The sequence below is a fragment of the Phytobacter sp. SCO41 genome, assembly GCF_003073275.1.
GTDB lineage: Bacteria > Pseudomonadota > Gammaproteobacteria > Enterobacterales > Enterobacteriaceae > Phytobacter > Phytobacter diazotrophicus.
Genome location: NZ_CP027225.1, coordinates 3,964,868 through 3,977,103, shown reverse-complemented (window position 1 = coordinate 3,977,103; position 12,236 = coordinate 3,964,868). Strand labels below are relative to the sequence as shown.

The following is a 12,236-nucleotide window of genomic DNA, read 5'->3' as shown; positions in this document are numbered from 1 at the left end:
CGATGAAAAATACCGAACTGGAAAAACTGATCAACGAAAAACTCAACAGTGCGGCGTTCAGCGATTACGGTCCGAATGGCCTACAGGTTGAGGGACGCGAAACCGTTAAAAAAATCATCACCGGTGTAACGGCAAGCCAGGCATTGCTTGATGAAGCGGTACGCCAGGAAGCCGACGCGGTGATTGTGCACCATGGTTATTTCTGGAAAAACGAACCGGCGATCGTTCGTGGCATGAAGCGCAATCGCCTGAAAACGCTGCTGGCGAATGATATCAACCTCTACGGCTGGCATCTGCCGCTGGATGCGCACCCGGAGCTGGGCAATAACGTCCAGTTGGCCTCGCTGCTGGGGATCACGGTGATGGGCACCGTTGACGGTGATGCGCTGCTGCCGTGGGGCGAACTGGCAATGCCGGTACCGGGGCTGGAACTGGCATCCTGGATTGAAGCGCGTCTTGGGCGCAGGCCGCTGTGGAGCGGTGATACCGGGCCCGAGCTGATTAAGCGCGTCGCCTGGTGCACCGGCGGTGGTCAAGGCTTTATCGATAACGCTGCCCGTTTTGGCGTTGACGCGTTTATTACCGGAGAAGTCTCTGAGCAAACCATTCACTCGGCGCGTGAGCAGAACCTGCATTTTTACGCGGCAGGTCATCATGCCACCGAGCGCGGCGGTATTCGTGCACTGAGCGAATGGCTGACGGAGAATACCGATCTGGACGTGACATTTATTGATATTCCGAATCCGGCATAAGGAGCGGGACAGTGCAGAGAGCACGTTGTTATCTGTTAGGTGAAACGGCGGTGGTGCTGGAGCTGGAGCCTCCCGTCACATTGGCGACGCAAAAACGTATCTGGCGCTTAACGCAGCGTCTGGCGGATGTGCCCGATGTGGTTGAAGCTATTCCTGGAATGAATAACATCACTGTGGTATTGCGCGATCCGCAAACCCTGGCGCTGGATGCCATTGAGCGTTTACAGCGCTGGTGGGAAGAGAGCGAAGCGCTGGAGCCTGAATCGCGCACAATCGATATCCCGGTCATTTATGGCGGCGAAGCCGGGCCGGATCTGCCTGATGTGGCGCGCCATACCGGGCTGACGCAGAAACAGGTCGTTGAGTTGCACTCTTCCATTGATTATGTGGTGTGGTTTTTAGGATTCCAGCCGGGCTTCCCGTATCTGGGCGGTCTGCCCGAAAACCTCGCCACGCCGCGTCGCGCCGAACCTCGCGTGCGTGTGCCTGTCGGATCTGTTGCCATTGGCGGGGCGCAAACGGGGATCTATCCGCTCGAAACGCCGGGCGGCTGGAACCTGATTGGCCGCACCGAACTGCCGCTGTTTAACCCGTCGCTTTCAGAACCTGTATTGCTTCGCCCCGGTGACACACTGCGGTTTATCCCGCGTAAGGAGGGCATATGCTAAAAATTCTTCGTGCGGGTATCTACACCACAATCCAGGCAGGTAAACGTGTGGGGCTGCGGCAATCCGGCGTCAGCTATTGTGGCGCGCTGGATGGCCCGGCGCTGCACATCGCCAACGCGCTGGTCGGTAACGACGGCGATGCCCCGGGCCTTGAGATAACGCTCGGTCAGTGTGAAGTGCAGTTTAACGAAGCGACGTGGTTTGCGCTGACGGGCGCGGGTTGTGAAGCCAAACTCGACGGCAAAGCTGTCTGGACGGGCTGGCGCTACCCGGCCCAGGCTGGGCAAAAGCTGGTACTGAAACGGCCGCAGCACGGCATGCGCAGTTATCTGGCCGTAGCCGGTGGACTGAACGTGCCGGAAGTCCTGGGCTCCTGCAGTACGGATTTAAAAACCGGGCTAGGTGGGCTGGAAGGCCGCTTACTGCGTGATGGCGACGAAATCCCGTTGCGGGCTGTTACGCAGAACTTTAAGGGGCCACAAGGGGTGAAGCAGTTGCTTTGGGGCAACCGCATTCGCGCACTGCCAGGGCCGGAGTATCGGGAGTTTGATCAGCACTCGCAGGAGGCCTTCTGGCGCGTGCCATGGCATCTCGACCCGCAAAGTAACCGTATGGGATACCGTTTGCAGGGCCATAAGTTAATACGTGCCACCGATCGCGAGCTGGTGTCGCACGGGCTTTTACCCGGCGTGGTACAGGTGCCGCCGAATGGGCAACCCATCGTGTTAATGAATGATGCTCAGACAACGGGCGGTTACCCACGGATCGCCTGCATTATCGAGGCCGACATGTACCATCTGGCGCAGATCCCTCTTGGGCATCCTATCCATTTTGTTCCCTGTACGCTGGAAGAGGCGCTGGCGGCGCGCCAGGATCAGCAACGTTACCTGGAACAACTGTCGTGGCGGCTGCGTAATGAAAATTGATTTAAACGCCGATCTGGGGGAAGGGTGCGGCAATGATGCCGCGCTCCTGCAACTGGTCTCCTCAGCGAATATCGCCTGTGGCTTTCATGCGGGCGATGCGCAAACCATGCGCGAATGTGTGCAGGAGGCGTTGAAAAATGGCGTGGCGGTGGGGGCACACCCGAGCTTTCCTGACCGGGAGAATTTTGGCCGCACGGCGATGCAATTACCCCCACAGACCGTCTACGCGCAGACGCTTTACCAGTGCGGCGCGCTGGCGGCGATTGTGCGTGCCGAAGGGGGGCGTATGGTTCATGTCAAACCGCACGGCATGCTGTATAACCAGGCCGCCGTCGATCCCATGCTGGCGGAAGCTATCGCCCGCGCGGTGCGCGACTGTGACCCGGCGTTGATTCTGGTCGGTCTTGCGGGCAGTGAGCTTATTCGCGCCGCAAAACACCTTCAACTTACCACGCGCGAGGAAGTGTTTGCCGATCGCGGTTATCTGGACGATGGCACGCTGGTGCCACGTTCACAGCCGGGGGCACTGATTACCGATGACGAGGCCGCGCTGACGCAAACGCTGGGGATGGTCTTATCCGGTAATGTTAAAAGCATCAACGGGCGTGATGTTGCGCTGCGTGCGCAAACCGTCTGCCTGCATGGCGACGGTGAACATGCGCTGGCATTTGCCCGTCGCCTGCGTGAAGCATTCGAGCAGTATGGTGTTGTTGTGAGTGCAGAAAATTAAAAGGATGTTGTAATGCCAGAAGGTCCTGAAATTCGCCGTGCAGCAGACAGTCTTGAAGTGGCCATCAAAGGTAAACCGCTCACGGATGTCTGGTTTGCCTTTCCCCATCTTCACTCTTTCGCGCCGACGCTGGTTGGCGAGTGCGTTGAACGCATTGAAACCCGGGGTAAAGCGTTGCTGACCCACTTTTCCAATGGCATGACGATGTACAGCCACAACCAGTTGTACGGCGTCTGGCGGGTGGTTGAAGTGGGAGAGGTGACAGAAACCAACCGCGTGCTGCGTGTACGGCTGGCGGCGAAAGACAAAGCCATTTTGCTCTATAGTGCCTCTGACATCGAGATACTGACCGCCGACGAACTGGCCGTTCATCCTTTTTTACAGCGCGTAGGACCGGATGTGCTGGATATGTCACTGACCGTCGAACAGGTCAAATCGCGGTTATTATCTCCCCGGTTTTGTCGTCGCCAGTTTTCCGGTTTGCTGCTTGATCAGGCGTTTCTCGCCGGACTGGGGAACTACTTGCGCGTGGAAATCCTGTGGCATGCCGCCCTTGCGCCGCAGCATAAAGCGATTGATCTCAATGAGGCCCAGCTCGACACGCTGGCCCAGGCGCTGCTCGACATTCCGCGCCTTTCCTACCAGACGCGCGGCAGGGTGGATGAAAACCACCATCACGGGGCGCTATTTCGCTTTAACGTTTTTCACCGGGCCGGGCAGGTCTGCGAGCGCTGCGGGGGGATAATCGAAAAATCGACGCTCTCTTCGCGTCCGTTTTATGGGTGTCCGGGGTGTCAGAAGTAATTCTGCTTAGCCGGGCCACTGGTTTTGGCGTTAATTCTTTGCCGCCAGACGGCAGCCAATAAAAAACCCGCCGCAGCGGGTTTTTTACTATCAGCAACTTAGTGCTTTTCGAGATCGGTTTTGAAATCGCGTTTTTCATAACCGGTGTACAACTGACGCGGACGGGCAATTTTAATGCCGTCGTCGTGCATTTCGTTCCAGTGTGCAATCCAGCCCACGGTACGCGCCATCGCGAAGATAACGGTAAACATGGAAGACGGAATGCCCATCGCTTTAAGGATGATACCGGAGTAGAAGTCCACGTTCGGGTACAGCTTACGCTCGATGAAGTACGGGTCGTTGAGCGCGATATGCTCAAGTTCCATTGCCACTTCCAGCAGATCGTCTTTGGTACCCAGCTCACGCAATACTTCGTGGCAGGTTTCACGCATAACGGTCGCGCGCGGGTCATAGTTCTTGTAGACACGGTGACCGAAGCCCATCAGACGGAACGAATCGTTCTTATCTTTGGCGCGACGCAGGAATTCCGGAATGTGTTTAACGGTGCTGATCTCTTCGAGCATTTTCAGCGCGGCTTCGTTCGCGCCGCCGTGCGCCGGCCCCCACAGGGAAGCAATACCCGCGGCGATACAGGCAAACGGGTTCGCACCCGAGGAGCCTGCGGTACGGACGGTGGAAGTCGAGGCGTTCTGCTCATGGTCAGCGTGCAGGATCAGGATGCGGTCCATTGCACGTTCCAGCACCGGGTTCACTTCATAGCTTTCGCACGGAGTGGCGAACATCATATGCAGGAAGTTACCAGCGTAGGAGAGGTCGTTACGCGGATAAACGAAAGGCTGACCGATAGAATATTTGTAACACATCGCTGCCACAGTTGGCATTTTGGACAGCAGGCGGAAGGCTGCAATCTCACGGTGACGCGGATTGTTCACATCCAGAGAGTCATGGTAGAACGCCGCCAGCGCGCCGGTGACGCCGCACAGAACCGCCATCGGATGAGAGTCACGACGGAAGCCATGGAACAGACGGGTAATCTGCTCGTGAATCATTGTGTGGCGAGTGACGGTGAGTTTGAACTCATCGTATTGCTCCTGCGTCGGTTTTTCGCCGTACAGCAGGATATAACAGACTTCGAGATAGTTGGAATCGGTGGCCAGTTGGTCGATCGGGAAACCACGATGCAACAGGATACCTTCGTCGCCATCAATGAAGGTGATTTTGGATTCGCATGATGCGGTAGAGGTGAAACCTGGGTCAAAAGTGAATACACCTTTTGAACCGAGACTACGGATATCAATAACATCCTGACCGAGCGTGCCCTTTAGCACATCCAGTTCAATAGCAGCGTCACCATTATAGGTGATGTTTGCTTTTTTATCAGCCATTTACGGTCTCCTTAGCGCCTTATTGCTTAAGACTACCTGTTACCGGATTTGCATTCAAACTGCCTTTTAACGCTACCAGATTATTATTTGGCTCGCTGCTCTGATGAGAGGAAAAACCAGGGTACAGAGCGATGGGCGCTAGCAGGTACACATTGAAAGTACAGTCAAAACAGCAACAAATCAGGTTCTTAGCAGTCGGATTTTGTCAAACCTGCTATCACTAATAACTGTCCTGATTAATTCGGTCAACTTCATCACACTGTTGCATAACTTATTTGCAGGTGAAAGATAGACCCCATAACTTTTGCGAATTATATCTCTCTTCTGATGAAGTTTGTAACAAGAATGTTTAACTTTTGTCAAATCAGATGATTAAATTTTAAAATAATGTTGTTATCGTGACCATGATCACTGTTCAGCATAAAACCCGACAAACTATATGTAGGATAATTGTAATGATTTTGTGAACGACCTATACTGCCGCCAGGTCTCCGGAATACCCTGCAATCCCGAGCCACCCAGCGTTGTAACCTGTCGTTTCGCATCTGGAAGCTGAAATTTTGCATTACGCGCAGTTATAGAAAAGGACGCTGTCTGACCCGCAAGCAGACCGGAGGAAGGAAACTATAAGAACAGCATGTGGGCGTTATTCATGATAAAAAATGTGAAAAAACAAAGACCTGTTAATCTGGATCTCGCAACGATCCGGTTTCCTGTTACGGCAATAGCGTCCATTCTTCACCGCGTTTCCGGCGTCATCACCTTTGTGGCGGTCGGCATCCTGCTGTGGTTACTGGGCCTGTCGCTGTCATCCGAAGAAGGCTTCCAGTCTGCCTCCGCTATTATGAGTGGTTTTTTTGTTAAATTCATTTTGTGGGGCATTCTGACTGCACTGGCTTACCATGCGGTTGGCGGTATTCGCCACATGCTGATGGATTTTGGCTGGCTGGAAGAAACTTTTGAGGCAGGAAAACGTTCCGCCAACGTGTCATTTGCAATTACTGTCGTGCTTTCACTTCTCGCAGGAGTCCTCGTATGGTAAGCAACGCCTCCGCATTAGGACGCAACGGCGTACATGACTTCATTCTGGTCCGTGCTACCGCAATCGTCCTGACGCTCTATATCATCTATATGGTCGGTTTTTTCGCTATCACTGGCGATATTACCTGGCAAGTCTGGACAGGCTTCTTCTCATCCGCCTTCACGAAAGTCTTCACCCTGCTGGCACTGTTCTCCATTTTGATTCATGCCTGGATTGGCATGTGGCAGGTGTTGACCGACTACGTTAAACCGCTGGCTGTGCGCCTGATTCTGCAACTGGCTATTGTCGTTGCACTCGCGGCTTACGTTATTTATGGATTCGTTGTGGTGTGGGGTGTGTGATGAAACTGCCAGTCAGAGAATTTGATGCTGTCGTTATTGGCGCAGGCGGCGCAGGTATGCGCGCGGCGTTACAAATTTCCCAAAGCGGCCAGACCTGTGCGCTGCTTTCTAAAGTTTTTCCAACCCGTTCTCACACTGTATCCGCTCAGGGCGGCATTACGGTAGCGCTGGGCAATACCCACGAAGATAACTGGGAATGGCACATGTACGATACGGTAAAAGGTTCCGATTACATCGGCGACCAGGATGCCATTGAATATATGTGTAAAACCGGTCCGGAAGCCATTCTGGAACTGGAACATATGGGCCTGCCGTTTTCGCGTCTCGATGACGGCCGCATCTACCAGCGTCCGTTCGGCGGCCAGTCAAAAAATTTCGGTGGCGAGCAGGCTGCACGTACCGCAGCGGCGGCTGACCGTACCGGTCACGCGTTATTGCATACGCTTTATCAGCAAAACCTTAAAAACCACACTACTATTTTTTCCGAGTGGTACGCGCTGGATCTGGTGAAAAACCAGGATGGTGCAGTCGTCGGTTGTACCGCGCTGTGCATTGAAACCGGTGAAGTGGTTTACTTCAAAGCCCGTGCGACTGTACTGGCAACGGGCGGCGCGGGTCGTATTTACCAGTCCACCACCAACGCGCACATCAATACCGGCGACGGTGTCGGGATGGCGCTGCGTGCCGGTGTGCCGGTGCAGGATATGGAAATGTGGCAGTTCCACCCGACCGGTATCGCCGGGGCGGGGGTGCTGGTCACCGAAGGTTGCCGCGGTGAAGGCGGCTATCTCTTAAACAAACATGGTGAGCGTTTCATGGAGCGCTATGCGCCGAACGCAAAAGACCTGGCGGGTCGTGATGTGGTGGCACGTTCCATCATGATCGAAATCCGTGAAGGTCGTGGCTGTGACGGTCCGTGGGGACCACACGCCAAACTGAAACTCGACCACCTCGGTAAAGAGGTGCTGGAGTCGCGTTTGCCTGGCATTCTGGAGCTGTCCCGTACTTTTGCGCACGTCGATCCTGTAAAAGAGCCGATCCCGGTGATCCCAACTTGTCACTATATGATGGGCGGGATCCCGACCAAAGTGACCGGTCAGGCGCTGACGGTGAACGCACAGGGCGAAGATGTGGTGATCCCAGGCCTGTTCGCAGTGGGCGAAATTGCCTGCGTATCGGTGCACGGTGCCAACCGTCTGGGCGGCAACTCTCTGCTTGACCTTGTGGTCTTTGGTCGTGCGGCAGGTCTGCATCTGCAAGAGTCTATCGCTGAGCAGGGCGTACTGCGCGATGCGAGTGAATCTGACATTGAAGGTTCGCTGGAGCGTCTCAACCGTTGGAACAACAACCGTTCAGGTGAAGATCCGGTGACCATTCGTAAAGCGTTGCAGGAATGTATGCAACATAACTTCTCGGTCTTCCGTGAAGGCGACGCGATGGCGAAAGGCCTTGAGCAACTGAAAGTCATTCGCGAACGCCTGAAAAATGCCCGTCTGGATGACACCTCCAGTGAATTTAACACCCAGCGTGTTGAGTGCCTGGAGCTGGATAACCTGATGGAGACCGCGTACGCGACGGCGGTATCTGCCAACTTCCGTACCGAGAGCCGTGGCGCGCATAGCCGCTTCGACTTCCCGGAGCGTGATGATGAAAACTGGCTGTGCCATTCCCTGTATCTGCCAGAGACGGAATCCATGACGCGCCGTAGCGTCAACATGGAACCGAAACTGCGTCCGGCTTTCCCGCCGAAGATTCGTACTTACTAATGCGGAGACAGGAAAATGAAATTCGAGTTTTCAATTTATCGCTATAACCCGGATGTTGACGACGCTCCGCGCATGCAGGATTACACCCTGGAAGGGGAAGAAGGTCGTGACATGATGCTGCTCGATGCGTTGATGCAGCTAAAAGAAAAAGACCCGAGTCTCTCTTTCCGTCGCTCCTGTCGCGAAGGGGTATGCGGTTCAGACGGCCTCAACATGAACGGGAAAAACGGTCTGGCGTGTATTACGCCGCTGTCGGCGCTGGGCAACGGTAAGCAGAAGATTGTGATTCGCCCACTGCCGGGGCTGCCGGTAATCCGTGATTTGGTTGTGGACATGGGGCAATTCTATGCCCAATATGAGAAGATTAAGCCTTACTTATTGAATAATGGGCAAAATCCACCTGCGCGTGAGCATCTGCAGATGCCCGAACAGCGTGAAAAACTCGATGGGCTGTACGAATGTATCCTTTGTGCATGCTGCTCCACGTCCTGTCCGTCGTTCTGGTGGAATCCGGATAAGTTTATCGGCCCAGCCGGTCTGCTGGCCGCGTATCGCTTCCTGATTGACAGTCGTGATACCGAGACCGATAACCGCCTGGAAGGGCTGAGTGATGCTTTCAGCGTATTCCGCTGCCATAGCATTATGAACTGCGTCAGTGTCTGTCCGAAGGGACTGAACCCGACGCGCGCCATCGGCCATATCAAGTCGATGTTGTTGCAACGTAGTGCGTAATTCAGAGGGGCGCTTTTCCCCTCACCCTAACCCTCTCCCCCAAGGGGAGAGGGAATAGATTGCAGGAGACCTTTAAAAACTGCCGCACGTTCTTCCCCCTCTCCCTCCGGGAGAGGGCAGGGGTGAGGGAAAATATTCAGACAGTTTTTAAAGGTTCCTTCGCGGGCCAACAAAGAGAAGAGCTCGCAAGTGAACCCCGGGACGTGTGCGCCCTGCCGCGCGCGTTGTAGTTATCCACGGCGAAGTAAGCATAACAATGCTTAAGGGATCACGATGCAGAACAGCGCTTTGAAAGCCTGGCTGGACTCTTCTTACCTCTCTGGTTCGAACCAGAGCTGGATAGAACAGCTCTATGAAGACTTCTTAACCGATCCTGACTCGGTAGATGCGACATGGCGTTCCATGTTTGAAGAGTTACCAGGCACCGGAGTGAAACCGGATCAATTCCATTCCAAAACACGTGATTATTTCCGTCGTCTGGCGAAGGATGCCTCACGTTACTCTTCCTCCATTTCTGACCCTGACACCAATGCGAAGCAGGTAAAAGTCCTGCAGCTCATTAACGCCTATCGTTTCCGCGGTCACCAGCAGGCCAATCTCGATCCGCTGGGACTGTGGCAACAAGAGCGCGTTGCAGACCTCGACCCGTCATTCCATGACCTGACCGAGGCAGACTTCCAGGAGACGTTCAACGTAGGTTCTTTTGCCATCGGCAAAGACACGATGCAGCTTGGCGATTTGATCGCAGCTCTGAAACAAACCTACTGCGGCTCCATCGGTGCTGAATATATGCACATTACCAGCACCGAAGAAAAACGCTGGATCCAACAGCGTATTGAATCCGTTGCTGGCAAAGCCTCCTTTACCGCTGATGAGAAAAAACGTTTCCTCAGCGAACTGACGGCGGCAGAAGGGATGGAGCGTTATCTGGGCGCGAAATTCCCCGGTGCGAAACGCTTCTCGCTGGAAGGCGGCGATGCACTGGTGCCGATGCTCAAAGAGATGATTCGCCATGCCGGTAAAAGCGGCACGCGCGAAGTGGTGCTGGGTATGGCGCACCGCGGTCGTCTGAACGTGCTCATTAACGTGCTGGGTAAAAAACCGCAGGATCTGTTTGACGAATTTGCGGGTAAACATAAAGAGCACCTCGGTACGGGTGACGTGAAATACCATATGGGTTTCTCGTCCGATATCGAAACCGAGGGGGGGCTTGTGCACCTGGCGCTGGCGTTTAACCCGTCGCACCTTGAAATCGTCAGCCCGGTAGTAATGGGGTCCGTGCGTGCACGTCTTGACCGCCTGGATGAGCCGAGCAGCAACAAAGTTCTGCCAATCACGATTCACGGTGACGCGGCCGTTACAGGTCAGGGCGTGGTTCAGGAAACCCTGAACATGTCCAAAGCGCGCGGTTATGAAGTGGGCGGTACCGTGCGTATCGTCATTAATAACCAGGTGGGCTTCACCACCTCTAACCCGCTTGATGCGCGCTCCACACCATACTGTACCGATATCGGTAAAATGGTGCAGGCGCCGATTTTCCACGTTAACGCGGATGACCCGGAAGCCGTCGCTTTCGTTACCCGTGTGGCGCTGGACTTCCGCAATACCTTCAAACGCGATGTGTTCATCGACCTGGTCTGCTATCGCCGTCATGGCCATAACGAAGCCGACGAGCCGAGCGCAACTCAGCCGCTGATGTACCAGAAAATCAAAAAGCATCCGACCCCGCGCAAAATCTATGCTGACAAGCTGGAGCATGACGGTGTTGCGACGCTGGAAGACGCGACCGAACTGGTGAACCTCTACCGTGACGCACTGGATGCCGGCGAGTGTGTCGTGAAAGAGTGGCGTCCGATGAACATGCACTCTTTTACCTGGTCGCCGTACCTCAACCACGAATGGGATGAGAGCTACCCGAACAAGGTCGAAATGAAGCGCCTGCAGGAACTGGCCAAACGCATCAGTACGGTGCCGGAATCCATCGAAATGCAGGCCCGCGTTGCAAAAATTTACAACGACCGCCAGGCGATGGCGTCGGGCGAGAAACTGTTCGACTGGGGCGGCGCGGAAAACCTGGCCTATGCGACTCTGGTTGACGAAGGTATCTCCGTCCGTCTGTCCGGTGAAGATTCTGGTCGCGGCACGTTCTTCCATCGTCACGCGGTTATCCATAACCAGGCCAACGGTTCAACCTATACGCCGCTGCATCACGTCCACAATAGCCAGGGGCCGTTCAAAGTCTGGGACTCCGTTCTGTCTGAGGAAGCGGTTCTGGCGTTTGAGTACGGTTACGCCACCGCAGAGCCGCGTACCCTGACCATCTGGGAAGCGCAGTTCGGTGACTTTGCCAACGGCGCTCAGGTGGTTATCGACCAGTTCATCAGTTCCGGTGAGCAGAAATGGGGCCGTATGTGTGGTCTGGTGATGCTGCTGCCGCACGGTTACGAAGGCCAGGGTCCGGAGCACTCCTCCGCGCGTCTGGAGCGTTATCTGCAGTTGTGCGCTGAACAAAACATGCAGGTCTGTGTACCGTCAACCCCGGCACAGGTTTACCACATGCTGCGTCGTCAGGCGCTGCGCGGTATGCGCCGTCCGCTGGTTGTCATGTCGCCGAAATCGCTGCTGCGCCACCCGCTGGCGGTCTCCAGTCTCGATGAACTGGCGAATGGCACCTTTATGCCCGCGATCGGTGAGATAGACGCCCTTGATCCGAAAGGGGTTAAGCGCGTCGTTCTGTGTTCTGGTAAGGTTTATTATGACCTGCTTGAACAGCGTCGTAAGAACGATCAGAAAGACGTCGCCATTGTCAGGATTGAGCAGTTGTATCCGTTCCCGCACCAGTCGGTGCAGGAAGCGCTGAAACCGTATGCGCATGTACAGGATTTTGTCTGGTGCCAGGAAGAGCCGCTCAACCAGGGCGCATGGTACTGCAGCCAGCATCATCTGCGAGAAGTGATTCCGTTTGGGGCAGCCCTGCAATATGCAGGTCGCCCGGCCTCCGCTTCGCCAGCGGTAGGATATCTGTCCGTTCACCAGAAACAGCAACAAGCTCTGGTCAATGACGCGCTGAACGTCGATTAATTAAAGGAT

At 54.9% G+C, this 12,236-nt stretch carries 11 protein-coding genes; 10 read left to right on the top strand and 1 reads right to left on the bottom strand.

The annotated features are described in order from the left end of the window. Positions 1–2 precede the first annotated feature (2 nt). Genes C5523_RS19445 through nei form a run of 5 tightly spaced genes read left to right on the top strand, consistent with a single transcriptional unit; the run spans position 3 to position 3,880 of the window. Positions 3–752, top strand: coding sequence for a type 2 GTP cyclohydrolase I (locus C5523_RS19445; protein WP_071193848.1), 750 nt, complete (start codon positions 3–5; stop codon positions 750–752). Between the two features lie 11 nt (positions 753–763). Next, the gene (gene pxpB / locus C5523_RS19440; protein WP_108701793.1) at positions 764–1,420 is read left to right on the top strand and encodes a 5-oxoprolinase subunit PxpB; all 657 of its coding nucleotides are present in this window, start codon (positions 764–766) and stop codon (positions 1,418–1,420) included. After that, positions 1,414–2,346 (top strand): 5-oxoprolinase subunit PxpC, encoded by a 933-nt coding sequence (gene pxpC / locus C5523_RS19435; protein WP_108701792.1) that lies wholly within the window; start codon positions 1,414–1,416, stop codon positions 2,344–2,346. Before pxpB ends, pxpC begins: the two co-directional genes overlap by 7 nt. Continuing rightward, entirely contained in the window at positions 2,336–3,076 is a 741-nt protein-coding gene (pxpA, locus tag C5523_RS19430) for a 5-oxoprolinase subunit PxpA (protein WP_108701791.1), read from the top strand. Before pxpC ends, pxpA begins: the two co-directional genes overlap by 11 nt. Before the next feature lie 12 nt (positions 3,077–3,088). After that, positions 3,089–3,880, top strand: a complete 792-nt coding sequence (gene nei, locus C5523_RS19425) for an endonuclease VIII (RefSeq protein WP_108701790.1) — start codon at positions 3,089–3,091, stop codon at positions 3,878–3,880. Positions 3,881–3,978: 98 nt separating this feature from the next. On the opposite strand, the gene C5523_RS19420 is transcribed toward nei, so the two are convergent. Then, positions 3,979–5,265: a citrate synthase gene (locus C5523_RS19420; RefSeq protein ID WP_041852084.1), complete on the bottom strand. Its 1,287-nt coding sequence runs from the start codon at positions 5,263–5,265 to the stop codon at positions 3,979–3,981. A gap of 637 nt (positions 5,266–5,902) precedes the next feature. On the opposite strand from C5523_RS19420, the gene sdhC reads away from it, so the two are divergent. From sdhC to sucA, 5 genes are all read left to right on the top strand, one after another. After that, positions 5,903–6,307: a succinate dehydrogenase cytochrome b556 subunit gene (gene sdhC, locus C5523_RS19410; protein WP_047371241.1), complete on the top strand. Its 405-nt coding sequence runs from the start codon at positions 5,903–5,905 to the stop codon at positions 6,305–6,307. After that, the gene (sdhD, locus tag C5523_RS19405; RefSeq protein ID WP_041852082.1) at positions 6,301–6,648 is read left to right on the top strand and encodes a succinate dehydrogenase membrane anchor subunit; all 348 of its coding nucleotides are present in this window, start codon (positions 6,301–6,303) and stop codon (positions 6,646–6,648) included. The genes sdhC and sdhD overlap by 7 nt, the downstream gene beginning before the upstream one ends. Then, the gene (gene sdhA / locus C5523_RS19400) at positions 6,648–8,414 is read left to right on the top strand and encodes a succinate dehydrogenase flavoprotein subunit (protein ID WP_041852081.1); all 1,767 of its coding nucleotides are present in this window, start codon (positions 6,648–6,650) and stop codon (positions 8,412–8,414) included. Before sdhD ends, sdhA begins: the two co-directional genes overlap by 1 nt. 15 nt (positions 8,415–8,429) lie before the next feature. After that, positions 8,430–9,146: a succinate dehydrogenase iron-sulfur subunit SdhB gene (gene sdhB, locus C5523_RS19395; protein ID WP_041852080.1), complete on the top strand. Its 717-nt coding sequence runs from the start codon at positions 8,430–8,432 to the stop codon at positions 9,144–9,146. A 273-nt stretch (positions 9,147–9,419) separates the two neighbouring features. Next, a complete protein-coding gene (gene sucA / locus C5523_RS19390) occupies positions 9,420–12,227 on the top strand; it encodes a 2-oxoglutarate dehydrogenase E1 component (RefSeq protein WP_041852079.1) in 2,808 nt (935 codons plus the stop codon). Positions 12,228–12,236 lie beyond the last annotated feature (9 nt).

What these genes read in the sequence shown, in the direction of transcription:
- sdhC (WP_047371241.1), top strand. Translation starts at nt 5,903, where the DNA reads ATGTGGGCGTTATTCATGATAAAAAATGTGAAAAAACAAAGACCTGTT.
- sdhB (WP_041852080.1), top strand. Translation starts at nt 8,430, where the DNA reads ATGAAATTCGAGTTTTCAATTTATCGCTATAACCCGGATGTTGACGAC.
- pxpC (WP_108701792.1), top strand. Translation starts at nt 1,414, where the DNA reads ATGCTAAAAATTCTTCGTGCGGGTATCTACACCACAATCCAGGCAGGT.
- C5523_RS19445 (WP_071193848.1), top strand. Translation starts at nt 3, where the DNA reads ATGAAAAATACCGAACTGGAAAAACTGATCAACGAAAAACTCAACAGT.
- C5523_RS19420 (WP_041852084.1), bottom strand. Translation starts at nt 5,265, where the DNA reads ATGGCTGATAAAAAAGCAAACATCACCTATAATGGTGACGCTGCTATT.
- sdhD (WP_041852082.1), top strand. Translation starts at nt 6,301, where the DNA reads ATGGTAAGCAACGCCTCCGCATTAGGACGCAACGGCGTACATGACTTC.
- sucA (WP_041852079.1), top strand. Translation starts at nt 9,420, where the DNA reads ATGCAGAACAGCGCTTTGAAAGCCTGGCTGGACTCTTCTTACCTCTCT.
- nei (WP_108701790.1), top strand. Translation starts at nt 3,089, where the DNA reads ATGCCAGAAGGTCCTGAAATTCGCCGTGCAGCAGACAGTCTTGAAGTG.
- sdhA (WP_041852081.1), top strand. Translation starts at nt 6,648, where the DNA reads ATGAAACTGCCAGTCAGAGAATTTGATGCTGTCGTTATTGGCGCAGGC.
- pxpA (WP_108701791.1), top strand. Translation starts at nt 2,336, where the DNA reads ATGAAAATTGATTTAAACGCCGATCTGGGGGAAGGGTGCGGCAATGAT.